The organism is Bacteroides sp. M10, assembly GCF_014334015.1.
GTDB classification, from domain to species: Bacteria; Bacteroidota; Bacteroidia; order Bacteroidales; family Bacteroidaceae; genus Bacteroides; species Bacteroides intestinigallinarum.
Window position 1 is genome coordinate 229,432 of the sequence record NZ_CP060488.1, and the last position, 24,652, is coordinate 254,083.

Annotated in this window: 12 protein-coding genes; 5 read left to right on the top strand and 7 right to left on the bottom strand. The window is 38.4% G+C overall.

What is annotated here, in order from left to right; all coding sequences use genetic code 11:
- Positions 1–14: 14 nt before the first annotated feature.
- Complete coding sequence (locus H8796_RS00900; protein WP_117936216.1) at positions 15–380, top strand: MmcQ/YjbR family DNA-binding protein; 366 nt, start codon at positions 15–17, stop codon at positions 378–380.
- 96 nt (positions 381–476) lie between these two features.
- Here the strand turns inward: H8796_RS00900 and H8796_RS00905 are convergent, their stop codons facing one another.
- The 3 genes from H8796_RS00905 to H8796_RS00915 are packed head-to-tail and all read right to left on the bottom strand — an operon-like array spanning position 477 to position 5,928.
- Complete coding sequence (locus tag H8796_RS00905) at positions 477–1,727, bottom strand: TolC family protein (protein WP_117936218.1); 1,251 nt, start codon at positions 1,725–1,727, stop codon at positions 477–479.
- On the bottom strand, positions 1,705–4,812 hold the full coding sequence (locus H8796_RS00910; protein WP_117936220.1) for an efflux RND transporter permease subunit: 3,108 nt from the start codon (positions 4,810–4,812) through the stop codon (positions 1,705–1,707). The genes H8796_RS00905 and H8796_RS00910 overlap by 23 nt, the downstream gene beginning before the upstream one ends.
- 6 nt (positions 4,813–4,818) lie before the next feature.
- On the bottom strand, positions 4,819–5,928 hold the full coding sequence (locus tag H8796_RS00915) for an efflux RND transporter periplasmic adaptor subunit (RefSeq protein WP_187343981.1): 1,110 nt from the start codon (positions 5,926–5,928) through the stop codon (positions 4,819–4,821).
- A 432-nt stretch (positions 5,929–6,360) separates the two neighbouring features.
- Here H8796_RS00915 and H8796_RS00920 point away from each other — a divergent pair, with 432 nt between their 5' ends.
- Together H8796_RS00920 and H8796_RS00925 are read left to right on the top strand one after the other, a co-directional pair.
- Positions 6,361–7,569 carry an MFS transporter gene (locus H8796_RS00920; RefSeq protein ID WP_117936223.1) on the top strand — a complete coding sequence of 403 codons (1,209 nt, stop codon included), beginning with the start codon at positions 6,361–6,363 and terminating at the stop codon, positions 7,567–7,569.
- Positions 7,570–7,653: 84 nt separating this feature from the next.
- Complete coding sequence (locus H8796_RS00925; RefSeq protein WP_008999015.1) at positions 7,654–9,783, top strand: cation:proton antiporter; 2,130 nt, start codon at positions 7,654–7,656, stop codon at positions 9,781–9,783.
- A 106-nt stretch (positions 9,784–9,889) separates the two neighbouring features.
- Here the strand turns inward: H8796_RS00925 and H8796_RS00930 are convergent, their stop codons facing one another.
- The gene (locus H8796_RS00930) at positions 9,890–11,158 is read right to left on the bottom strand and encodes an SGNH/GDSL hydrolase family protein (RefSeq protein WP_117936225.1); all 1,269 of its coding nucleotides are present in this window, start codon (positions 11,156–11,158) and stop codon (positions 9,890–9,892) included.
- An 11-nt stretch (positions 11,159–11,169) separates the two neighbouring features.
- Positions 11,170–12,930, bottom strand: coding sequence for a glycoside hydrolase family 3 protein (locus tag H8796_RS00935; protein ID WP_117936227.1), 1,761 nt, complete (start codon positions 12,928–12,930; stop codon positions 11,170–11,172).
- A 217-nt stretch (positions 12,931–13,147) separates the two neighbouring features.
- Between H8796_RS00935 and H8796_RS00940 the strand changes: the two genes are divergently transcribed.
- Positions 13,148–17,224 carry a two-component regulator propeller domain-containing protein gene (locus tag H8796_RS00940; RefSeq protein ID WP_117936229.1) on the top strand — a complete coding sequence of 1,359 codons (4,077 nt, stop codon included), beginning with the start codon at positions 13,148–13,150 and terminating at the stop codon, positions 17,222–17,224.
- A 69-nt stretch (positions 17,225–17,293) separates the two neighbouring features.
- On the opposite strand, the gene H8796_RS00945 is transcribed toward H8796_RS00940, so the two are convergent.
- Positions 17,294–19,009 (bottom strand): RagB/SusD family nutrient uptake outer membrane protein, encoded by a 1,716-nt coding sequence (locus H8796_RS00945; protein WP_117936231.1) that lies wholly within the window; start codon positions 19,007–19,009, stop codon positions 17,294–17,296.
- Between the two features lie 15 nt (positions 19,010–19,024).
- A complete protein-coding gene (locus H8796_RS00950; protein WP_117936233.1) occupies positions 19,025–22,186 on the bottom strand; it encodes a SusC/RagA family TonB-linked outer membrane protein in 3,162 nt (1,053 codons plus the stop codon).
- A 345-nt stretch (positions 22,187–22,531) separates the two neighbouring features.
- Between H8796_RS00950 and H8796_RS00955 the strand changes: the two genes are divergently transcribed.
- A complete protein-coding gene (locus H8796_RS00955) occupies positions 22,532–24,646 on the top strand; it encodes a right-handed parallel beta-helix repeat-containing protein (protein WP_117936235.1) in 2,115 nt (704 codons plus the stop codon).
- The last annotated feature ends 6 nt before the right edge of the window (positions 24,647–24,652 follow it).

The window sequence follows — 24,652 nt, forward strand, 5'->3', positions numbered from 1 at the left end:
CAAAGAGAGAAATCATGAATATAGAGGAGTATAGAGACTATTGTCTGTCTGTTAAAGGAGCAACAGAATGTATGCCGTTTGGTGAAAATATCCTGGTTTTTAAGGTCATGGATAAAATGTTCACTTTTGCTACATTACAACCAAAGAACGGAAGATTCTGGGCTGATATGAAATGTGCTCCTGATAAGGCAGAAGAATTAATAGAACAGTATGGAGATATCTTTTGGGGACCATTCTCTGATAAGAAACATTGGATAACCGTATATTTAGAGGGAGATGTGCCCGACAAACTTATAAAAGAGCTGATTAGTCATTCAGTAGAAGAAGTCATAAAGAAATTGCCCAAGAAAAAACAGGAAGAATATAGAACCATGTTTTAAAATGAAGAAGCAGAATTGCGATTTAATATTCTAAAAATAAATATCCGGTTCTACTGTCATTGCCGGACGTAGAACCGGATAAAAATTTCCCCCTTACTAAAAACGTATATCCCAAATACCACAAGCTTTTTCAAGCTCTACCAACGAGACAGCATATCCTTTCATTGTTTCAAGATATTCTTGCTGCACTTCATTATAGGTACGTTGGGCGACTAATACATCCAAAATGTTGGTTTCACCACGTTTGTATTTATATACCATCCCATCCATTACTTTTTGAGCATCTCCAAGCATTCCCGACTTAAATTGAACCACTTTCTTTTTCTCTGCTTCATAATTGAACCATGCCTGCATAATCTCTGCCTGTATTTGTTGCTCTATATCTTTCTCCTGAATTTCGGACTGGGAAATACGAAATTTAGCAGCCTTAACGGTCCCTTTATTGATATTCGAAAAGGCTAAAGGAACAGACACTCCTACCGTAGCAGAACGAGCCGATGGAAAAAAACGATTCCAGTCTTTTTCATAAGAAACGGACAGACCAATATCCGGGCGACGTTCTGCCCTCGTCAGTTTATATGCACGGGAAGTAATTTCCGTGTTTTTTTGAGCCGTAAACAAATCTATGCGATTATCCAGACCTACTTTAATCAACTCCGAAAGATAAAATTCACGGTTTAATTCATCCCAATTACCCAACGGAATATAAAGAGTGTCCGCAGCCATTCCCATCTGTCTATTCAGCACGACCAATGCCGACTGATAGGCAGCTTCCTGACTATAAACCGCATTGAGCAAAGTGACAGCTTCCAACTTTGATTGCCGGGCATCATTCTCTGTAATCTCTCCCGCTACATAACGTAAACTATCTGATTGACTCAATTGCAACATATACTGGTAAGAACTTTGCTGTACTTCAAGCAACTCTCTTTGAAGAATTGCCTCCAAAAAAAGACTGGCAGCTTCAGCCCTCAAATTCTGAAATGACTGTTCCAGGATTAGTTTTTCAAGTTCCATCTGACTACGTGCCAACCTTATCCGTGCCCCTCGTTTGTTTCCTAATTCCAGTGAATAGGAAAGCCCTAATGAAAAAGTCTCATGACCGGCTTCAAATCCCACTTCCGGATCAGGAAGCACTTTTTGCGCAATCATCTCCGCATCAGCTATACTTACATTCAATTTTTCTGCCAGATAGTTTAGATTACCTTCCCCCACCCGTTTCAGATACTCATCGAGAGAGATACTCTGATAGAGAGTCCTGTCTGGAATTTGCGCCACTGCACGAACAGATATTGCTTCCACAAGCAATAAAAGGAGTAAGATATTAAAGTGTATATTCCTTTTCATCATTCTGCTTTTTATTTAAAACGTTATTCTCAATCAGATAGTAAAAAACCGGAAGCACAAACATAGAAATGAGTGCTGAGAACATCAATCCATACACAATAACCGTTGCCAGAGGACGTTGCACATCACTGCCGATCCCGGTTGCCAGAGAAGCGGGAAACAGTCCGAGTACCGTAGTGACCGAGGTCATCAGGATAGGACGAAACCGTTGACGTGCCCCTTCGATAACAGACTTCCGAAGTTCCATTCCTCCTTTACGCAAGTTATTTATCTGAGATACCATGATAATTCCGTTTTGAATGGAAAGTCCGAACATGGCAATAAAGCCCACGGCAGACGATACATTCAATGTCATACCGCGTACATTGAGCGCAAGCATTCCGCCAAAGAGCGCCAACGGCACGATGGACAATACCAGACCGGCTTGCCGGAATTTTCCAAACGTAACATAAAGCAAAATAAACATACACATCAGCGTCAACGGAAGAATGACAGAAAGACGGGTATAAGCTCTGTGCTGGTTTTCGAAAGCCCCTCCCCACTTGACTGTATATTTGCTTTTATCATAGTTCACTTTCGCATCGATCACATTCTGCGCTTCTTTTAAGAAAGAAGCCAGATCGCGTCCACGCAGATTCAACTTTACCGTCAGGTGACGTCTGTTCATTTCACGCGTGATCGTACTTTCTCCAACACTTAACTTCACTTCGGCTACCTGAGAAAGGGGGATTTTAGCTCCGGTAGAAGAGGTCAGCATCAATCCGGCTATCTTTTCGGGTGTATCCCGCATTTCTTCTTTATATTTACAGGTAATGTCATACTGACGGTCTCCCTGATAAAGCTGAGCAATAGCTTTCCCTCCGATTGCCACCTCTATCAAATCAGCCACATCAGACACGTTCAGCCCATATCGGGCAATCGCATCCCGATTCATAATGATTTGCAGTTGAGGTAATGGAGGTTCCTGGTCAATATCCAGATCAACGGCACCTTTCACCGTTCCCAGCGCCCGGGTGATTTCTTCCGCAATACGACGTGTTTCCCGAAAATCCTCACCATACACCTTTACAACCAATTCACTATGTGCACCGGCTATTTTATCCATCACCCCGTCTATCATCGGTTGGCTAAATCCGACCCTAAAACCGGGTAGCGTCTTATATTCTTCTTCCAGTTCATGGATCAAATCTTGCTTGGTCTTTCCCTTCGGCCATTCATCATAAGGCTTTATCCCGATAGATACCTCAAAATGCGAAGGGGTGAACGGATCTGTACCATCGTCATTTCTCCCTGCCTGAACCATGATATAAGTTACTTCGGGATACTTCATCGTACGGGAACGAAGTGTATCGGACATCTCTCTCGATTTCTCAACAGAAATGCCGGGAGGAAGATTCACCTGCAACCAGATCGAACCCTCATCCAATTCAGGAAGGAAATCTTTCCCTACAACACCACTTAACACGATACCCGCAATCAGAATCAAACATGAAAAGAGTATGGTCTTTACTGGTTTCTGAATGAGTTTCTCTATTGCGCCAGTATATTTCTCCTTCAATTTTTCCAGCCATTTATTCTTATAGACCTTGCGCGGCTTACGGTAAATAGCATAAGCCAGTCCCGGAATCAGCAGAAGAGCAACCAAAAGTGCTCCGATCATTGCATAACTCATCGTAAATGCCATAGGAGTAAACAGTTTACGTTCCACACGTTCGAAAGCGAATAATGGCAAGTAGGCTGTAATAATGACTATGGTGGAGAAAAGAATCGGGCGTCCTACCTCTTTGGCTCGTTGTGCGATACTTTTTTCTTCGATGTACTGTTCGGGATAATCCTCACGTTTCTTGAGAATAGTTTCCAGCATAACAATGGCACCATCTACAATGATTCCAAAATCTATGGCTCCGAGTGACAGAAGATTGGCAGGAATATCCGTAAGATGCATCAGGATAAAAGCGATAAGCAAGGATACCGGAATGGTGATTGAAACCAGTAATGCTCCACGCCAGTTGCCCAAAAACAAAATAAGCACAATAACAACCAATGCCATCCCCATTAAGAGCGTATGGGAAACAGTATCCAAAGTTGTGTCCACTAGGCTGGTACGATCCAGAAAAGTATGTATACGCACCCCCTCCGGCAAAATTTCATGATTCAATTCATCCACTGCCGCATGAATGCCATCCAATACCTTAGACGGATTTTCATGTTTCAGAAGAAGCACAATCCCTTCCAAACTTTCCGAATAATCACGGGTACGATCGGTATATCCCAACACACCTTTCCTCTCCAGATTACCGTATTTCAAAGAACCGATATCATTTAAAAAGACAGGAACCCCGGAAGTTGTAGTGACTACAATATGCCCCAAATCGTCCAGATTCTCTATCAATCCTATACCACGTACCACATACCCCAGATCTCCTCTATTCAATATGCTGCCTCCCACACTGGCATTATTATTTTCAATAGCCTCAATAACCTGACTAAGGGATAAGTGATATTGTTCCAGTTTATAAGGATCTATTTCGACTTGAAACTGGGTGGTGATACCTCCGAAATTTGTTACATCCGCCACTCCTGAAACTTCTTTGATACGGGGAATAACCACCCAATTCTGGAGGTCGGTCAGTTCACGAAGTGAATGTTGGTCACTTTCTATAATGTAACGGTAAACCTCTCCCACAGGTGATGTCAGCGGATCGAGTCCGGGGGCTACCCCATAAGGTAGTTCCACTTCATTCAATCTTTCCTGTACCCGTTGACGGCTCCAATAATCTTCTGTCCCATCCTTGAATACAATCGTAATCATAGAGAGTCCGAACGTACTTTTGCTACGCATAACATGCATGCCAGGCAAACCGTTGATGGCACGTTCCAAAGGAATAGTGATCTGTTGTTCCACTTCTTCGGCAGCCAGCCCCGGCACTTGGGTAACAACCTGCGATGTGACATCTGCAATATCCGGATAGGCTTCTATTGAAAGTTGCGTCCATGAGTAATATCCGAAAACACACATCATCACAAACAGACAAAGCATTATCCATCTTTTCTGTATAATTGAAAGCATCAAATCCTTCTTCATAATCTCCTATTTTAAATAATATCCTCCTTCACTGATGACTTTATCTCCCGGATGCAATCCATCATTTATCACAGCAAATCCATCTTTGGTCGCTTCTACCTTCACCGGTGTTCTTACAAAGATATCCGGAGTAACCTGCACATACACATAACTGTCTTTCTCTCCCTGCAACAATGCGCTCTCCGAAATCTGAATCTGTTCAATAGGAGCACTAAGAAAATGGACGGTAGTATACATACCCAATTTCAATTGTTTCTTCGGGTTATCACAAACCGAAAGTACTTTGATAGACCTTGTATCTTCGTCAACCGCCTCTTCTACATGATAAACGTTACCTTTAATCACCCTCCCCGGTAATGCCGACACTTCTATATCCAGACTACTGCCTGCATTGATAAATCGAATATCCTTTTCTTTCACTTGGGCGGCAATCCATACTTCCGACAGGTCTGCCACTATCGCAACAGGTTCGGTATCATCTTTCAGGTATTGTCCGGTCACAATATTATTCTCTATAATTTCGCCCGAAATAGGCGAACGTACCACAAGAGGCTGCCCCAGTATCATATTCTCCGGATGCTCTACCTGATATACTTCCAATGCAGCAGACGCATTTTCAAACTCTTTATCGGCAATAAGCAAAGCATTTTGTGCTTCTTCCAGCTCTTTCTGTGAACTAACCCCGTTCTTTATCAGGTCTTCTTTGCGCTTTAAATCTTTCTTAGCCAGCTCACGTGACGATAATGCCTGGAAGTATTCTTTTTGTGCCGTAGTAAAATCCGGTGAGCTGATTTCAAACAAAGGGGTTCCCCGGTTTACCTGTTGTCCGATTTGTATATACGATTTTGTAACTCTTCCTGCAAAAGGGGAAGCAATGCAGGCATAACGGGTAGGAATAGGACGTACCACACCGGAAGTAATCACTTCTTTGGAATAAGGTTCAAGTCTGGCCTCAGTCACTTTTATCTTTTCAGATAAAAAACGGTCTGTGATCTGTACAGTGTCACCTTCCATACGATAACCACTCTGTTGTTCTTCCTTTGATTTACTCTTGCATGCGGTAACTAGCAATACACCGCAAATTAAAAGTATTTGCAAATTTTTCTTTTTCATCATCATCCATAAAAATATAGTTAGCATTCTTTTTCGGATGCAAAGGTAAGTGGAGGTATTCCGGAAGCCTGTTAGAGATTTGTTAGAACGCTATTAGAATTTTATTAGAGCCTTACAGAAGCCATTTCAAGACGAATTTTCTTTTTTTATGAACCCGTTTTGCAGGAGAACGGCATTTTTTGTCTACATTTGCCGAATCAAAAACCGAACTTGAGAATATGAAAGTTATTTATCAATTCATTTTATCCGTACCTCATTTGGAGCTCTCTTAGCTGGGCTTCCGTTTTTTTATTTCTTTCCTCCATTACAGGAAAACAACAAAAATCAAAGCAATTTCTCTCAATCATTTGTTTATTATTTAGTCATAATGGTATTTGCCCTCTTTATATACAGACAGGCAATCCCCTTATCATCATCCGTAATCAATAAAGTATTATGAATAATTGGAAAAAGAAATTTATCATTATATGGTCCGGACAGTTATTTTCTATTCTTAGCAGTTCTATTGCCCAGTTTGCCATTGTTCTGTGGATCAGTCTTGAGACCGGTTCGGCAGAGGTGCTTTCATTTGCTACTATCGCCGCACTTTTACCCCAAGTTGTATTAGGCCCCTTTGCCGGCGTTTTCGTCGATCGGTGGAGTCGGAAATGGACTATGATATTGGCAGACAGTTTCGTTGCACTCTGTTCGGGCATTATTGCGTTATTATTCTATCTGGACGTTATCGAAATCTGGCAGATTTATCTGCTGCTTATGCTCCGTTCTGTCGGAAGTGCTTTCCACGCACCTGCCATGAAATCATCCATACCGCTGCTTGCTCCTGAAAAAGAACTGACGCGTATTGCCAGCATTAATCAGACAATACAGGCCTTATGTAATATCTGCGGTCCTGTGTTAGGTGCCGCGCTGATTGTCAGTACGAATATGAGTGTAGTTATGTTGCTCGACGTTGCCGGAGCCGCCATAGCCTGTACGACACTCATGTTTGTATTTATTCCTAATCCGGAAAAAACAGAAACTGAAACAACCAATAATGTACTCCGGGATATGAAGGAAGGCTTTCAGGCAATCTGTAGCAATTGTGGTTTGAAATGGGTGATGGTCACTGAAGTACTCATCACTTTCTTTATCATGCCTGTTGTTGCTCTGATACCGTTGATGACCCTGAAAAACTTCTCTGGAACAGCTTATCAAGTCAGCCTGATAGAACTTCTTTTTGGTTCGGGAGCATTAGTCGGTGGTATTTTACTGGGAATATGGAATCCGCGCATCCGAAAGGTCGTCATGATAAACATATCTTATATCATAATAGGAGTTTCTATTTTCGTTTCCGGAGTCCTTCCCCCTTCAGCATTCATTATCTATGCAATATTTGCAATAGTACAGGGTATTTCCATGCCGTTTTATTCCGGTCCGTTTACAGCTTTGTTACAAACACAGATTGAAGTGTCTTTCTTGGGGCGCGTATTCTCTTTGTTCGACAGTATCAGTTTGTTACCCTCCATTTTAGGATTACTGGCAACCGGATTTATAGCAGACGCTATCGGCATAGCCAATGTCTTTGTTATATGCGGTATTGCAATTGTGATAACAGGGACACTTGCATTCTTCATTCCATCAATCATGAATCTGGAGAAAAAATAAATGACTAATTTTATTAACTAATCCTTTTTTAGAAGCATTTTTTTAGGTTATTTTGCGGAACAAATATCACGAACTTGTCAAATTATGGATTGGATTGGCCTTGATTTAACATTCCCTATCACCGACCCTACATGGATATTTCTCCTTGTACTCCTAATTATATTGTTTGCTCCGATATTATTGAATAAGCTGCGCATCCCTCATATTATCGGTATGATCCTGGCAGGATTGGCTATTGGCGAACATGGATTTAATATCCTGGCACGTGATAGCAGTTTTCAGTTATTCGGCAAAGTCGGGCTCTATTACATCATGTTTCTGGCTGGTCTGGAAATGAACATGGGAGACTTCAAAGAGACGCGAAACAAAGCATTAGTGTTGGGATTACTGGCTTTCATCATTCCCATCGGGATTGGGTTCGTGGCAAATGTATCTTATCTGAAATACGGCGTAATCACTTCTGTACTGCTAGCCAGTATGTATGCCTCCCACACACTCGTTGCCTATCCCATCGTCACCCGCTTCGGTATATCACGCCATCGTAGTGTAAGTATTGCCGTAGGAGGAACGGCGGTAACGGATACGCTCACGCTGTTGGTACTAGCCGTTATAGGCGGATTATTCAAAGGAGAAACCGGTGGTTTATTCTGGATTTGGCTAGTAGTAAAGGTAATCTTTCTAGGAGCACTTATCATCTATTTTTTCCCACGCATCGGTCGCTGGTTCTTCCACCGATACAATGACAACGTAATGCAGTTCATTTTTGTGCTTGCAATGGTCTTTTTAGGAGCAGGACTGATGGAACTCGTAGGTATGGAAGGTATTTTGGGAGCTTTCCTCGCCGGATTGGTACTCAACCGGCTCATTCCGCACGTTTCTCCATTGATGGATCATTTAGAGTTCGTCGGTAATGCCCTCTTCATTCCTTATTTCCTTATCGGAGTAGGAATGTTAATCAACCTACGGGTTATTTTCGGACATGGGGATGCTTTAAAAGTTGCTGCCGTAATGATAACCATGGCACTGACAGGCAAATGGATTGCTTGCTGGCTGACACAAAAGATATACAAGATGTCTGTTCTTGAACGAAATCTGATGTATGGTTTAAGTAACGCACAGGCAGCAGCCACATTGGCAGCCGTATTGGTTGGATATAACATTATTCTGCCCACCGGCGAGCGCTTGCTGAATGACGATGTACTGAACGGTACAGTCTTGCTTATCCTGGTCACTTGCGTAGTGAGCTCACTGATTACCGAACGGGCAGCCAGAAAGGTGGCAATGGATGACTCACTATCGGAAAATGAATCTTCAAAAGAAACAGAAAAGATTTTAGTATCCATAGCCAACCCGGACACTATTGAGGACATGGTGAATCTGTCTCTAATCATACGTGATTCTAAATTGAAAGATAATCTACTAGCCCTCAATGTAATCAACGACAATAATAATTCCGATAATCTACGACTTCGAAGCAAATATTACCTGGAAAAAGCGGAAACGACAGCAACAGAAGCAAATGTACCACTGAAGAAAGTCACACGGTATGATTTGAATATAGCTTCCGGCATTATACATTCAGTCAAGGAAAATGAGATTACAAGTATTATCACCGGTCTGCATCGTAAGAAAAATATCACAGACTCATACTTTGGAATACTTGCCGAACACTTATTGAATGGATTAAACTGTGAGATAATTATCTCTAAGTTTCTAATACCAGTCCATACAATCAAACGAATTGTCATTGCCGTCCCTCCTAAAGCCGAATACGAATCCGGTTTTCCTCATTGGATGGAACATTTCTGTAGAATGGGAAGTACCCTCGGATGCCGGGTACATTTCTTTGCCAATGAAAAAACAACCATACGCCTACAAGCATGGATAAAGAAACGGCATAAGCAGACACTTACCGATTTCTCCCTTTTGGAAGATTGGAATGACTTGCTGGTGCTGACGGGACAAGTAAGCTACGACCATTTATTAGTTATTATCAGCGCACGACCGGGAACTCTCTCTTACGACAGTTCTTTTGAGAAACTACCGAGACAGCTTAGCAAATACTTCTCCAACAATAGCTTAATCGTATTATATCCTAACCAATCGGGAGAACCATTAGATACGTCGTTCTTCTCTAAACTATACACTGATACCGAAACCCGGCATTATGAAAAGGTGGGTAAATGGTTTTACAGGTGGTTTAAGAAAGACTGATATTTAGTATAAACCTGTATTTCAGATAACCGCCTTATCACCATAATCAAAAAAAATAGAAGTCCGATTATGATAATAAGGTGGTTTAAAGCAGTTCTTACAAGATTCAGTTTGGTATAACCTCACCAACTAAAAGGATGTATCCCAAATATGTATTAAACTCATTAAAATACTCTGTTTCTGATATTCGCTTTGGATTTGTCCTATATATTTCAGCTTTTTCAAAACATCTATTATCAGGTCGAAGAATCACCGTATGTTCTTCATCGTTTAATGATTCGAACAAACAATAGTTAGTACGATTTCGATCTCCACAATATTTATCAAATCGACGAATATAGAAAGGATCATTCTGGTCTATCTCCACAGTCATCCCTCCGGACGAGGGGCCAATCAAATCAAATACTCCAACACGGATTCCTTTAAAATGTACTTTTATAAAATCTTCAGGATCTGAAGATTCCAGAACAACCGGTAATGCTTTTTGATCTCCCTGAAAATAAGAAAAAGCTTTATCATCTTTAGAGAGTATTTTCCAACCTTTAGAATGTTCGAAATCTGTAATAGGAATCATTTTGGCTTTCTCATAATTACCTGCATACAACGGGGATTTCAATACATGTGCTTTTTGCTGCGCTTTATTCATTTGTAATAGAGATTGGCGCAGTGTTTTTGTATATATAGGATGCCCACCATCGTAAGTAGGATGTGTACCATCATTACTAAAAACTATCTTACCATCATTCTCCTTTTTTGAGTCCCCCTTAAAAACTAACTTACCATCATTTAGCAACTTCAGAACATCATCGGCAAAATTAACAGATGAAATATCATAATAGTCTGCTATTGTTTCCATATACCTTACGGAACGATAGTTTTTTCCAGACCTCAAGTCATCCAACATGGGTTCATTTAACGTATAAAGAAAACAGATATCTGTATATGGATTATGATGCCAAATTTTACGCACAATTCCCTCTATGGAATTAGCAATTACCAATGAATCTGTTTTGGCATCATTTACAGCAAATTCAATAAATACTAAATCCGGATGATACTGCAACACATCACGCTCTGTACGAAACACTCCTAGATCAGACCCAGTTCCACCAATTCCTGAATTTATAGAAGTAAACTGCACATTACTATATTGTTGCTTGAGCCAATCAGTAATTTGTACTCTGTACCCCTGATGATTTGTTATACTTCCACCTAAAAAGACAACAGATACAGGTTCACTCTTTTCTATCTTATAATTAAAATTAGGAAGCCCTCCGCGAATTTGTAACCCTGCAGTTTTTTCAGGAGCAATGCAACTCATACAAAGTCCGATGAAGCAGGTTATTATTCCATTAAATAAAAAAAGTTTCTTCATAAGTATAATGATTAAAATGTAAATAGTTTACGTTCCAAATCAACTGGTGATTTACCTCTAAAAGGAAGCTTCCCTATTAATATCCGTAATAAAGCTGAATGCGTGGAAGCATCATTCGAATAGGTATTTATATAAGTTTTAACACGCTCAAAATATTCATTTCCAATATAAGGACTACCTAATGAAATAACAATCACTTTACTTTTATCCATAGAGTTGGCAGCCCATACGGATTGAGCCTCATCATCCCATAATTGAAGTGGTCCAAACGGAGTATGCGTGTTCCTTGCTACTAAAAAGATTACCTTATCATACAGTTCTGTCGCATTATCCTGCCACCCCTGATCTTCATAAAGTATATTACGTCGGAAATCAACATCAAAACCATTCTTTACAAACTCATCACGCAAATTTTGTAATCGTTTAAAGTCTCGATCATTACCTTTATGAGCTACGGGAGTTACAGCTACCAACAACAGTTTTTTATCTTTTTCCAAAGAAAGTGGCAACTTATGGTCTTCATCTCGGACTAAAGTAATCGAACGCTCTGTAATCTCTTTGGAAGCTTCCCGTATTTCAGACTTTTCTTTTGTGGAGATCGAACGTATTAATTCCCTATTTTTCTTTAATAGCCCAAAGCGTTCTTTCATCGCCCATACGCGACGAACGGCATCATCCAATCGTTCCATCGGTATTTCACCACGTTGAATCCGTACTTCCACCGAATCCATGTATTCGTAGGAAGGCCATAGCAATATATCTACCCCAGCCAAAAAACTAGCAATTTGCCCTTCTAAATCATTTTTATACCATCCTCGAAAACCTGCCATTGTCATTGCGTCCGACACCACAACTCCATTAAAATGCATCTCTTTTTTCAATAGATCAGTCAATAGTTCATGAGATAAAGTCGCCGGAGGTAAATAACCATTTATCTTTTCTTTCTGATATGAAGGTAAAGTAATATGCCCAGGCATGATACATGCAACTCCCTTTTTAATCAATTCTGCAAAAACCTTTCCATGATACTGTTTCCACATATCTTCGGGCAAAGAATTTACAGTTGTCATTAGATGCTGATCGCGATAATCGACCCCGTCTCCCGGGAAATGCTTAATTGTAGCTGCTATAGAATTATCCTGCAACCCTTTAATTTGTTCAGATAATAAACAAATTGCTTTTTCAGGGTCATCTGAAACAGAACGCGTATTTACAATAGGATTCAATGGATTCACATTTAAATCAGCGACCGGATGTAACACCCAGTTTATACCTAGTGAACGACACTCCAGTGCCACACTTTTGCCATATTTATAAGCTAAATCCGGAGAATCTGTAGCTCCCAATGCCATCTCTTTTGGAAAAGGAGTCATACCTTGAAGTCCTACTCCTGATTCATAATCCTGCTGAAATAATAAAGGTAGTTCTGATGCCTTCTGATACTCCTCAACAGAACTACGAACAAAATCAACCCGCTTCTCCTCCGGAATTCCTGTAAACAACTTCCAACCCATAAAATACCCAGTAATCGGATAACGTTTGAAGTACGTTTCCAATGCCCCTTCTCCCAGATTGAGCTCCATCTCACGATCAGGCAACATCAACATTGTTTGCCCTATTTTTTCGCGTAAAGTCAAAAGCTTCCAAGTTGTATCTACTGCTTGAAATTCATAAACCTCACTAACCGAATTTGCTGTTACTTTTTCTTTTGTACAAGAAAAGAACATGGATACCATCAACGTAACAATAACTATTAAAAAAGAGTTTTTCATAATTCATTTCACTTTGTTTTTCATGCTACAAAAATAGCACTCATTATTTTAATCCATTAACAATCATGTTTCAATCTTCTCTATACATGTATCTTTAGTCCGACTCTGGTTACATTACTATCACGTAGGTTACGTTTTGCATTTTCAACCTTAAATTTGTTTGCGAGTTACTTGCAAACAAATTATATTTGCTTCTATTAAAAATATCTATCAAGACATGAAAAACATTACATTAATCTTTTTTCTTTTTTTTATTTCCATTTGCAAAGCACAAGATAACAACATATTGTTTCAGAACTATAATGTAAGCAATGGACTTTCACAAAACACGGTTATACGTAGTTTGGAAGATAGTAATGGGGTTATGTGGTTTTGCACACGAGATGGGCTAAACCGATTTGATGGTACCGAGTTCGAGGTTTTTCGTGCTGACGGTCAGCCACACTCTTTATCCAGTAGTGATGTTACTACCATTATTGAAGAATCTCCTGGCACCTTATGGATAGGAACTCATAGCGGTCTCAATCGTTACAATGTATCTTCAAATACATTTACTCAATATTTTCATGATCCTGCCAACCAATATACCATATCAGATAACTGTATCAAACATTTGTTATGTGATAATCAAAAAAGAATCTGGGTGGGTAGTATGAAAGGCCTCAATCTATATAATAAGGAGACTGATGATTTTATTCCCATTTCAACCAATGGATCAGTTTTTTGGCTTATGCAAAATAGTCAAAACGAGATCTGTTATCTTATCAACAATACATTATGCATCATGAATCCTGTAACCTACGTCACAGAACGCTTTCAATTTGGTGATAAACATAAAATCTACTTTTTATATGAGGACAATGATAGACGTCTATGGGTAGGCATGTGGGACTCCGGACTAAAATGGTTTGACCGCGAAAACCGTAAACTCGTAGACGCTAATCTAACTATGGAGAATGGTAAAAACTTTAATAATTCTCAAGTTAACTACATTGTAGAAACACAAGAAGGAAATCTTATGCTTGCCACCCGAGAAGGAGTACTGATTTATGACCGACATGCAAACAAGCTAATCAATTATTATCAACGGGAACAAAGTTGTGGTTTAAGTGAAAACACTATAATCTCCCTATATCGGGATAAAGCCAACAATATATGGATTGGCACTTACGGAGGAGGAGTTAACTTATATACACCATATAGCAATTTTTTTATCCCCCATAGGCCTGAATATAAACTCCAGAAAAGTATTGGAAACATTAATGCTATAGTAGAATACAAAGAAAAATTATGGTTAGGAACAGATGGTGGTCTAATCATTTATAACCCCAAGGACGAGAGTTATGAATACTGTCCACTTCATGTCCCTCGCTCGATAACAAACAATGAAGTAAAATATATACAGAAGGAGGGAGATCATCTTTTATGGATCAGTATTTATTATTGTGGACTTTATCTCTATGATATGGAGACTCGGCGTATAATAAAAGAAATACCTAATTTTCCTTATAACCAAGTACGGTGTATTGCAAAAGATAACAATAATATTTATTGGATTGCATTAGGGGTAGACAGCCCTGTATTACGTTATCACATGGAGAACGACCTATTAGAAGAATCTTTTCCAGTAAAGGGACGTGCTACAGAACTTTCTATTATCAACGTACAAGATTTAAAAGCCATAGGTCCTTATATCTGGATGGGAACCCGTGCTGCCGGCCTATATCGTTATCACACGCAAACTCATGAATTAAAACATTTCGGAAGTGAAGAGAAAAGCCCCGATCAATTTATTCCAAGTAATCATGTCAGTACACTTTATACCGATTCATCCGAAAATCTATGGATAGGAACTTATGGAGGAGGTGTAGGATTATATAACAACATCAAAGAACATTTCACTATATATAATGAAGAAAATGGCCTTCCGAATAATGCAATTAACAGCATTGTAGCAGATAATACTGGGAAATTATGGGTATCTACATTAAAAGGAATGTCATGTTTTGATCCTAAATCAGAAACATTCACTAACTGGGACAATAAAAATGGATATTCTTTACTGGAAACCAATTTACATGCTTGCTTAAAGAGCTCATCCGACATTTTTTATGTAGGTGGAAATAATCACTTTCTCTCATTCAACCCGCAATTACTTAGGAAAAATACATTTATCCCTCCTGTATATATTACCAAAATGAGAATTTGGGCAGATTATCTGGAGGATAATAAAGCAGCTCAATGGGTGAATATCTCTAACCAGAAAATCAAATTAAAGTACAACCAAACATCATTCACTATCAAATTCTCTGCACTTAGTTATGTGTTTGCCTCCAACAATAAGTTCTCCTATATGCTTGAGGGCTTTGACAAAGGATGGTCCGAACCGACGCATGAACGGAGTGTAAACTATACCAATATTCCTCCGGGGAAGTATATTTTTAAAGTAAAAGCTTGCAATAATGACGGAATATGGAGCAATGGAAATGCTTCATTATCAATTACAGTCACCCCTCCTTTATGGAAAACATGGTATGCTTACTTATTCTACCTCGCATTTACAATTAGCATGATTGCGCTATTTATACGCTATAAAACCCGGGAAGCACAACTAAAAATGGATCTTCAATTAAAGCAAATGGAAAAACAGAATATCGAACTTAGCCATAATATGGGAGTACAAATGTTCACCAATTTTTCACATGAACTACGTACTCCACTGACTTTAATTATTGCTCCACTCACAGACTTATTGCATAAAGAAGATATGCCTCAAGAATATCGCCAATCATTGGAGCTTATCAATCGTAATTCCCAACGTTTATTATGGTTAGTAAACCGTTTAATGGACTTTCACAAACTTGAAGCCGGGAAAATGCAGCTTCATGTTGGCAATTATAATCTAGGAACTTATATACCTGAAATTATCAGATTATTTATGCCCGTTGCCGAAAAGAAAAACATATCCATCGAGTTTAATGATACCACTTCTTCAACAGACATTTGGTTTGACGCCATTCTACTAGAAAAGGTCTTCTTTAACTTAATCTCCAACTCTTTAAAACATACTCCTAATGGAGGATACATTATCATATCAAGTATGGAAACCAATTCTGAAGATATTCAGAAGCCCGAGAGCTTAAATCTCCCCGCAGGAAAGGCTCTTCTGATTAAAGTAGAAGATAGTGGTTCTGGAATCCCTGCCAATATGATGCCCCGCATTTTTGAAGCTTTCTTCCAAGCCGGTGAGAAAGTATTGGGAAGCGGAATTGGTTTAAACCTGACTAAAAGTATCATTGAACTACATGGTGGACGCATCTGGATAGATAATAAAGAAGGACATGGAATGACTGTATCTTTCACCCTCCCATTAGGTAAAGATAGCTATACAGAAAATCAACTCCTTAGTAAAGACAAAATAATTAAATCTGCTCATGCTTATTCAGATGTAGAAGCACTTATCGCAACAGATGTCAATCCTTGCGAAATATCGCAGCCGAATACTATCTCTAAGGAAATGACTTTACTTATTATAGAAGATAATGAAGATGTACGCAATTATCTTGTGTCATTACTCAGTAAATACTATAATATCTATACTGCTGTAAATTGCAAAGAAGGTTATGAAATAGAACAAAAGCAAATACCCGATTTGGTCATTAGCGATATTATGACTCCATATATGGACGGCATCGAATTTACCAGATTATCTAAAAATAATATGGTAACTTCACATATTCCAATAATATTACTCACAGCCCGTGTCACCTCATCACAAGTGCGTGAAGGCTATGAATCACTGGCTGACGATTATATCATGAAGCCATTTGACCCGGAATTATTAATTGTACGCGTTGCCAACCTACTTATCAATCGAAAAAAACTTGCAGAACGATATGGAACAGAAATGGTATCAATCAATGCAGAATTACAAGAAATAAAAGAAACCTCTGTTTATAGTGCTATGGAAGAAAAGTTTATGAAAAAAGTTATGGAAATAATAAACAAGAACATAGAGAATCCATCCTACTCCATCGACCAATTCAGCGAAGAAATTGGCATGAGTCGCGTACAAGTATACCGCAAGATCAAAGCGGTAACAGGTATGTCGCCAAGTAAACTCATTCTTGATATACGGCTAAAAACGTCACTTGACATGCTTCAAAACACGGAATATACAGTCACTGAAGTTTCCTACCGATGTGGTTTTAATGAGATATCTTATTTTGGAAAGTGTTTCAAAACCGAATATGGTTTATCCCCTTCTGAATACATAAAGAAATACAGAAAATGATAGAATCGCTACTAAAAAGAAATGCCGCTATGTTTTGTGATAGCGGCATTTCTTTTAAAACCTTATCTATCAAGGTTGCTGATAAGACCCTGAATATAAATATTCGATAGAAGGTAATGGAACATACATATTACTGTAGGGAGGATTCATTGCAGGAATTGGATCACCATCCGTATTAGGGTTTTCATAGACAGCTCCCGGATTTCTTTTCTGGCCATCAATTATCTTTTGCATAGCTACTAGATAAAGCAATCGATCACCATTTTCAAAGCCTAACTCTTTAATTCTTTCTTTTTCTATATCTTCTTCAGTCACACTCTTCAATAAAGATAACCCAGCACGCTGACGAATTTTATTCACATCCCCTAAAGCTTGAGATGCATTTTGGGAAAGAACTAAAGTAGCACGCGTTAAATATGCTTCTGCCAAACGAATCAATGGCACCTGCGAATACTTACCATACGGAGCCCGGTAATATTTATCATTCCAAAAAGCATTCCATTTTGTTTTATTATATGCCATTTCATGTATAGTCTTATCCCCTCCGTCTGTATAATTCTTCAGAAAATAATGCAATTGAGTAAATCTTTTATCAGCCAAAGCTTCTGCACTTGGAGTATAATTCACCAAATCCATAGGATCATCTGTTACCGCCCAGCCAATATACTTAATTAAACGAGGATTCCAATAAGCACAAGCCCAACCACCATGTTGCCAGTTTTGACTGCCACGTGCTCCATCCAACCATAGTTTATCACTAGCATCGAATGTTTTTGATTTGAAATTATAAATTCCCGTTTTACACATACGAGCTAATGGAATAGCAACATTATTTCCCTGATTACTTTCAGTAAATGCACACTCAAACATTACTTCTCTTGATATAGGATCTACTGTATATTGTTGTTCTGCATTCCGATTGAAAGCCACAATCGGTTCTTCTGTTAAATCAAAAGGAGCTATTCCGGCTTCTGCTTTAGTAATAACAAAATTGGCCTCTTCCAATGCTCCATCTTTATCCCCCATCAACCATTTTACACGCATCAACATCATAGCAGCTGAAAATTTATTAGCACGACCACGTACAAAATAATCTTCAGGCATCAGATTCTTAGCCTTAGTAAAATCAGACAACATCTGATCGTACACCTCTTTCACTGTACCCATATAAGGATTACGCGCAGACTCTTGTGAATAATCAAGTTTATTAATTAATGGAATAAACTTACGATTATTTCCGTCTCCGCCTGACGGATCATAAGGAGCAACAAAAGCACGGCTAATCAACCAATAAGTATACCCTCTCATAAAATAAAGTTCTCCTGTCTGGCGTGCCAATGTCTTCTTATCATTTTCAGTCATATTAGCAAAAACTGGTTCCCCGTTTTTCTCCTTTTCTTCAATATAAGTCAATGGAGAGGTAGCTCCTGTTACAGAACGATATAATATTGAAAATGTCTTCTCAAATTGTTGCCCTGTAACATCGAAAGTAGACATTTGACGAGGATACCAATAAAGTGCTTCCTGCTCATAAGCACCTTGCGGATTAACCGTAGACAAATCAGCTACCAATTCTTGATAGTAAGGGATAATACCGATAGGTGCCTGCCAGTTAGGATTCTGAAAAAGAGTATTATATGGATCAGCAACAGAATATTCCAAGTCATCAACCGATAACCAAGGATTAGACTCTGGACGCTCCAGTTCAAAAAAATTATCCATATCACAGGAAGCAAGAACTGCCATACCGGATAAGGCTATTATTATATTTTTTATTGCTTTCATAATTCAAATATTTAATTAAAATTTAAAGTTAATACCTGCGGAGAATATACGAGTTTGCGGCATCTCACTACCGGAAAATATAGCCCCTTGCGCATTTGCACCTGTTTGATCTTTTACTCTGACTTCAGGGTCATAGCCATTAAATGAGGTAATAGTAAAAAGGTTGACGGCTGAAACATAAACTCTTAGAGCATCAATATTTATTTTTGAGCAGATTTTTTGTGGAAGTGTATATCCTAAAGTCAAATTACGCAAACGCAAATAAGCACTTTTCTCCAGATACTTAGTGTGACCAGCATCGTGTTTTATATAAGTCACATTTTGTTTATCATTTCCATTATCATCATAATTATATTTATCCTGCCAACGAAGTTGCGGATACTCTGCAATATCTCCCGGTTTCTTCCATGACTTCTCATAAAGATCAGCAGTCATATTATTACGTCCATCCCCTACAAATGATTTTGTATATCTATGGTAGTTAAAAGTATAACTGCCTAAAGAAAGATAAAACATAAATGATAAATCAAATGCTTTATATTTAAAGTTATTTGTCCATCCCATATACACCTTAGGAAGAGCTGTTTTACCCTCTTGGATAATACGATGTTTATTCACATTTGATTGAGTTGCAGGAATCAACTTTCCAGTTTTCACCGTCTCACCAGTCTTATTGTAACGATCAAGATCTATTTCATAAATCATACCAATACCTTTTTCCGGATCAACTCCTGCCCATTCCGCCATAAAATAAGTACCTAAAGCTAGATCTTTTTTCGTTATTGCTCCCGGACGTGTATTAATAATACCCGTTCCTTTAGCATCAACACTCGCATCAAGAGCTGTTACCTTATTCATGTTTGTTGTTAAATTATAGTTCATGCTCCATTCAAAGTCCTTCTTGACTAAAGTTACATTAATATCAAATTCAAATCCCTGATTATACATAGAACCCACATTTGCCCACATCGAATTATTTTCAGCATTTCCCCCACTATTGGTTATACCAGCAGAAGCAGGTAATTGCACACGCATCAGCATGTCACTTGTTGTACGACGATAATATGCTATAGAACCATTTATCTTATTGTTGAATAGTGCATAGTCAAGCCCTAGGTCGATACTTTTATTCTTTTCCCATTTTGCTGCTTTATTAGCAATATTCCAAAGGAACATATTCTGCATATTATTATAGTATTGCTTACTCTTTATACTATAAGAGTTCTTCGTTACTTCCGAGGGTATATTCTGATTACCAGTCTCACCATAGCTACCACGTAATTTCAATAATGAAATAAAATCAGCATTGCGCATGAAGGGTTCATCAGAAATAATCCAACCTCCAGAAACTGAATAGAAATTTCCAAAACGATTTTCCTTCACAAACTTAGACGATCCTTCACGTACAAATGACGCTCCAATCAAATAACGCTGTTTGAATTTATAATCGATACGATTAAAGAAACTAAATGTATAGCTTTCACCTCCTATATAAGCACTATTATTTCCCAGCATAGTACCAATAATCTTAGGCTCTTGAAATTCACCACTCAAATTTTTACCCGCTACAACAGCATTATCCGTGTAGCTCCTGTTTGCTTCAATACCTGTCACAATATCCAGACCATGATCTGTCCACTCACGATTGTATTTGGCAAAGGCATGATATTGTTGAGATTTAGTTGTTTTTTTACTTTTATTACCTTGATTACCATCCACATTACCAGTATTGTTAATCAAGCCAGATAACCAATAATCACTTTGCGCCAGTCCATATCCATAACTTGCATCTGCGCGGACAGCAAGACCTTTTATCCATTTCAAGTTAACATCCATATAAAGAGTAGTACGGAAACTAAAGTTCTCACCTGTACTCAACTGATAATCATTATCAAGTGTAGCTGTCGGGTGCCCATCTGCCATTTGCGGATTCCAATACCCTGTAGGGTCTTCCGGATCATACACTTTTCGCCACGGGAATTTATCAGAAACCACTGCCCACTTATTTGTAGATTTCTTACGGTCGAACTTCAAAAAAGACTGGGTTCCTAAAGTCACAATACCTTTTTTAAATTCATTGTTCAAACGTGCACTAACCGAATTCATACTGAGTCCTTTCAAACTAGACTCATCTGAGCGATAATTAACAGATGCATAAGTCGTTGAATTCTCTCCTCCTTGGTTCAAAGCCACATTTATATCATGGAAATGTCCCATACGAGTCACCAGATCAACCCAGTCCATATCTGTATTCATTGCTTCTTCACGAGTGATCGGAGAAGTCCAATTGGAATAATACGGTTCAATTATATCTTTCTGTGGGTCAAGTGGATTTAGCCCGACATTAGCACGTGCCTCATCCATTATATCAAAATAAGTTTTTGTATTAGCTAGTCCTAAATCCGAATTAGTAATAGGAGTGATACCACCTTCATAATGAACATCAAATTTAAGTCCGCCTTTTTTTCCTTTCTTCGTTGTAACAATAATCACACCATTTGCACCGCGAGAACCATAAATAGCGGTTGCAGCAGCATCCTTCAACACCTCTATTGACTCAATATCGTTTGAGTTCACCATTGTAGAACCTCCGCCCACAATACCGTCAACAACCCAAAGCGGATCACTTCCCGACGCAATAGAACCAATACCACGAATCTTAATTTGTGGAGTACTACCCGGCATGCCATCGTTCACAACTTGTACACCAGAAGCCAGTCCCTGCAAAGAGTTTTCAAAGCGACCACCTTGCATTAGTGACATTTCCTCACTTTTAATTTTAGAAACAGATCCTATCATATCACGGCGTTTCTTAGTTCCATAGGCAATCACGACTACATCGTCAATTACCACCGAATTTTCCGTTAATATAACATCAATCACGCGGCGTTTACCCGGAACAATTTCTTGATTATCAAATCCCATATAACTAAATCGGAGGGAAGAAGATTCTTTCTGTACTGCAATACTATACCGACCATTCATATCGGTAACCGTACCATTCGTTGTTCCTTGTTCCAAAACCGAAACGCCTACAAGAGGTTCTCCTTTCGGATCAACTACTTTACCTGTAATTGTTGTATTCTGTCCCCATACAGACAACGTCGGTAAGATAAGTCCAATCATCAGCACCAGTAGGAACCGAGATCGCAATCCAATGTGTGTAAATGAATTCATAATAATTAAAAATTTAATAAAGGTTACTTAGTATTGTTTAACTATGGATGCAAAATTAGGCATTAGATAGCACGGCAATTAACACTCATGCTTCAAAATATATGAGAATAGCATCTTCGTCACAACACTGGTTACATTTATATAATACATGTTACATGATGTGCAAAATCAAATAGTTTATGTCAGTTTCAACCGCCATGTTTTTCATATTTTCTGCAATGATATAAAATACTTCGAATAACTCATGAAACAAATCTCATATATTTTGAAATACCTTTATTAAAAAGATTGGCTAAATCACGGTACTTTTGCACTTGTTCAATTTCCAATAATCAATATAATACAATGAAACATTTACTTATTTTATTATTAGCCTGTATTTTCTCATTTCCCTGTTTGGGACAAAGTATTATCCAGCTTTCTCCACTTCAAGGAGAAAACTCCATCCAAACAGCCATTGAGAAAGCTGCAATGAATGGAAGCTCCATTTTACTTCATGATGGAGATTATATTCTTAATAAGAGTATAGAAATAAAAGACTGTAAGAAAGGAGTAATAATAAAAGGTAAAAATCCAGGAAAGGTACAATTCCGGTGCGATAAACCTTTGAAAGGGAAACTAAAACCAGTTAGAGATATCCAAATAGAAAGTAGAATTCATCCGAAGGCTCAAGAAAAGATTATGGAGATAGATTTATCGGAAATAGGTATCAACATTCCGAGTTTTCCCGCTTTAATGAAAGAACGGAAAAACTTTCCACAACTCATTTACAACAATGAGTTACTCCCCCTTTCACGCTATCCTAACAAAGGTTATCTGTATATGAAAAAGGTTATAGATAATTTTGGAACAGCTGAACAAGGAGGAACTTTTGAATATAGCGATCCAGAACATGCCAAATGGGTAAATACCGTAAAGGACGGTGTATGGTTTACAGGATACTGGCGTATCCCCTGGCAAGCTTGGACAGTACGTATAAAAGAAATCAATCCCATTAAACAAACGGTCACTCATAGCGTAGGGATAGAAACAAAGAATGGAAAAGATGTAGGTATATTTGGCGGTATCGGTTCTAAATATCATCGACCATACGGTTCGGGAAAAGAAGAATATTATGTAGAGAACTTGCTCGAAGAAATAGATCAGCCGGGAGAATGGTGTATTGATTTTACAACTCAAAAGTTGTATCTTTTCCCTCCCCAACATTTCGATGAGAACTTACTAAGTATCGTATCAGATATTACTCCATTGATTAATATTACAAATTCCAGTCATATAAAAATAGAGAATATCTCCTTTAAAAATCATCTAGGCAACGGTATCATTATAAAAGATGCCACAGACTGTTTAGTTGCCGGATGTAACTTCAAAAATATATTAGGAAATGCATTAATCATTCAGGGAGGAAAACAAAATAGAATACAAAGTAATAATTTTGACTACATTGGACGTACCTGCATTGAAGTCTCTGGAGGTAATAGAAAAAATTTGGTTCCTTGTAAACATTTAATAGAAAATAATTATTTCACTCGTTTTGGCGAAATTCAACGTAGTTATGCACCGGCCGTAAAACTGGGAGCTTTTACTACAGGAATCGGAGTAGAAGAAGGCAATGCAGTTGGAATCACAGTCCGGCACAATCTAGTACACAATGCTCCTCACGCAGCTTTCATTTATGGAGGAAACAACAATATTATGGAATATAATGAAGTATTCGACATAGCTCAAGTTACAGGTGACGTCGGGGCCTTTTATAGCCGTTGGGATTGGACCTCACGAGGTAATGTTCTACGCTACAACTTTATTCATCATTCACCACGAGCGAATGCCCTATATGCAGACGATGGACATGCCGGAGATTCAATTTATAACAATGTGGTCTACCAAGTTGTTTCTGGCACTATCGTTGGAGGAGGACATTGTAATTATATTCACAATAATCTATACTTTAATTGCAGTGCAGCAGGCATAAGTATTGATGCCCGTGGCAAAAAGCGAAATTACAATGCACAAAACCCTGAATTCAGTCATCTATTCGATGTTTTCCAAATTAACGAAGGAAACTGGGACAACACCTATCCGGGAATTAGTAAGTTTCTACAAACCGAGCATTTGGAATTACCCATTGATAACAGTATAGCAGATAACACATTTATCAATTGTCGTTGTGGATTACGAAAAGAAGGGAAAGATGAAGATTTTCAATATTCACACTTTGGAAACAATACGAATTTACTAATTCCGGATTTAAACTTTCAGGAAATATCGATTCTAAAGAGCTTAAAAAACATACAAGGAGTTGACTCTATAGAAAAATATCAATTAGAGAAATGCGGACTATATACAGATAAATATCGCACTTCTCTACCAGACAGAATACTATTAATAAACTCTATACAGCAACAAAAAGAGGGATTTGATTCTATTAAAGATCAACAAGTTACTAATAATAATCAATAATATCAT

What these genes read in the sequence shown, in the direction of transcription:
- H8796_RS00900 (WP_117936216.1), top strand. Translation starts at nt 15, where the DNA reads ATGAATATAGAGGAGTATAGAGACTATTGTCTGTCTGTTAAAGGAGCA.
- H8796_RS00905 (WP_117936218.1), bottom strand. Translation starts at nt 1,727, where the DNA reads ATGAAAAGGAATATACACTTTAATATCTTACTCCTTTTATTGCTTGTG.
- H8796_RS00910 (WP_117936220.1), bottom strand. Translation starts at nt 4,812, where the DNA reads ATGAAGAAGGATTTGATGCTTTCAATTATACAGAAAAGATGGATAATG.
- H8796_RS00915 (WP_187343981.1), bottom strand. Translation starts at nt 5,928, where the DNA reads ATGATGAAAAAGAAAAATTTGCAAATACTTTTAATTTGCGGTGTATTG.
- H8796_RS00920 (WP_117936223.1), top strand. Translation starts at nt 6,361, where the DNA reads ATGAATAATTGGAAAAAGAAATTTATCATTATATGGTCCGGACAGTTA.
- H8796_RS00925 (WP_008999015.1), top strand. Translation starts at nt 7,654, where the DNA reads ATGGATTGGATTGGCCTTGATTTAACATTCCCTATCACCGACCCTACA.
- H8796_RS00930 (WP_117936225.1), bottom strand. Translation starts at nt 11,158, where the DNA reads ATGAAGAAACTTTTTTTATTTAATGGAATAATAACCTGCTTCATCGGA.
- H8796_RS00935 (WP_117936227.1), bottom strand. Translation starts at nt 12,930, where the DNA reads ATGAAAAACTCTTTTTTAATAGTTATTGTTACGTTGATGGTATCCATG.
- H8796_RS00940 (WP_117936229.1), top strand. Translation starts at nt 13,148, where the DNA reads ATGAAAAACATTACATTAATCTTTTTTCTTTTTTTTATTTCCATTTGC.
- H8796_RS00945 (WP_117936231.1), bottom strand. Translation starts at nt 19,009, where the DNA reads ATGAAAGCAATAAAAAATATAATAATAGCCTTATCCGGTATGGCAGTT.
- H8796_RS00950 (WP_117936233.1), bottom strand. Translation starts at nt 22,186, where the DNA reads ATGAATTCATTTACACACATTGGATTGCGATCTCGGTTCCTACTGGTG.
- H8796_RS00955 (WP_117936235.1), top strand. Translation starts at nt 22,532, where the DNA reads ATGAAACATTTACTTATTTTATTATTAGCCTGTATTTTCTCATTTCCC.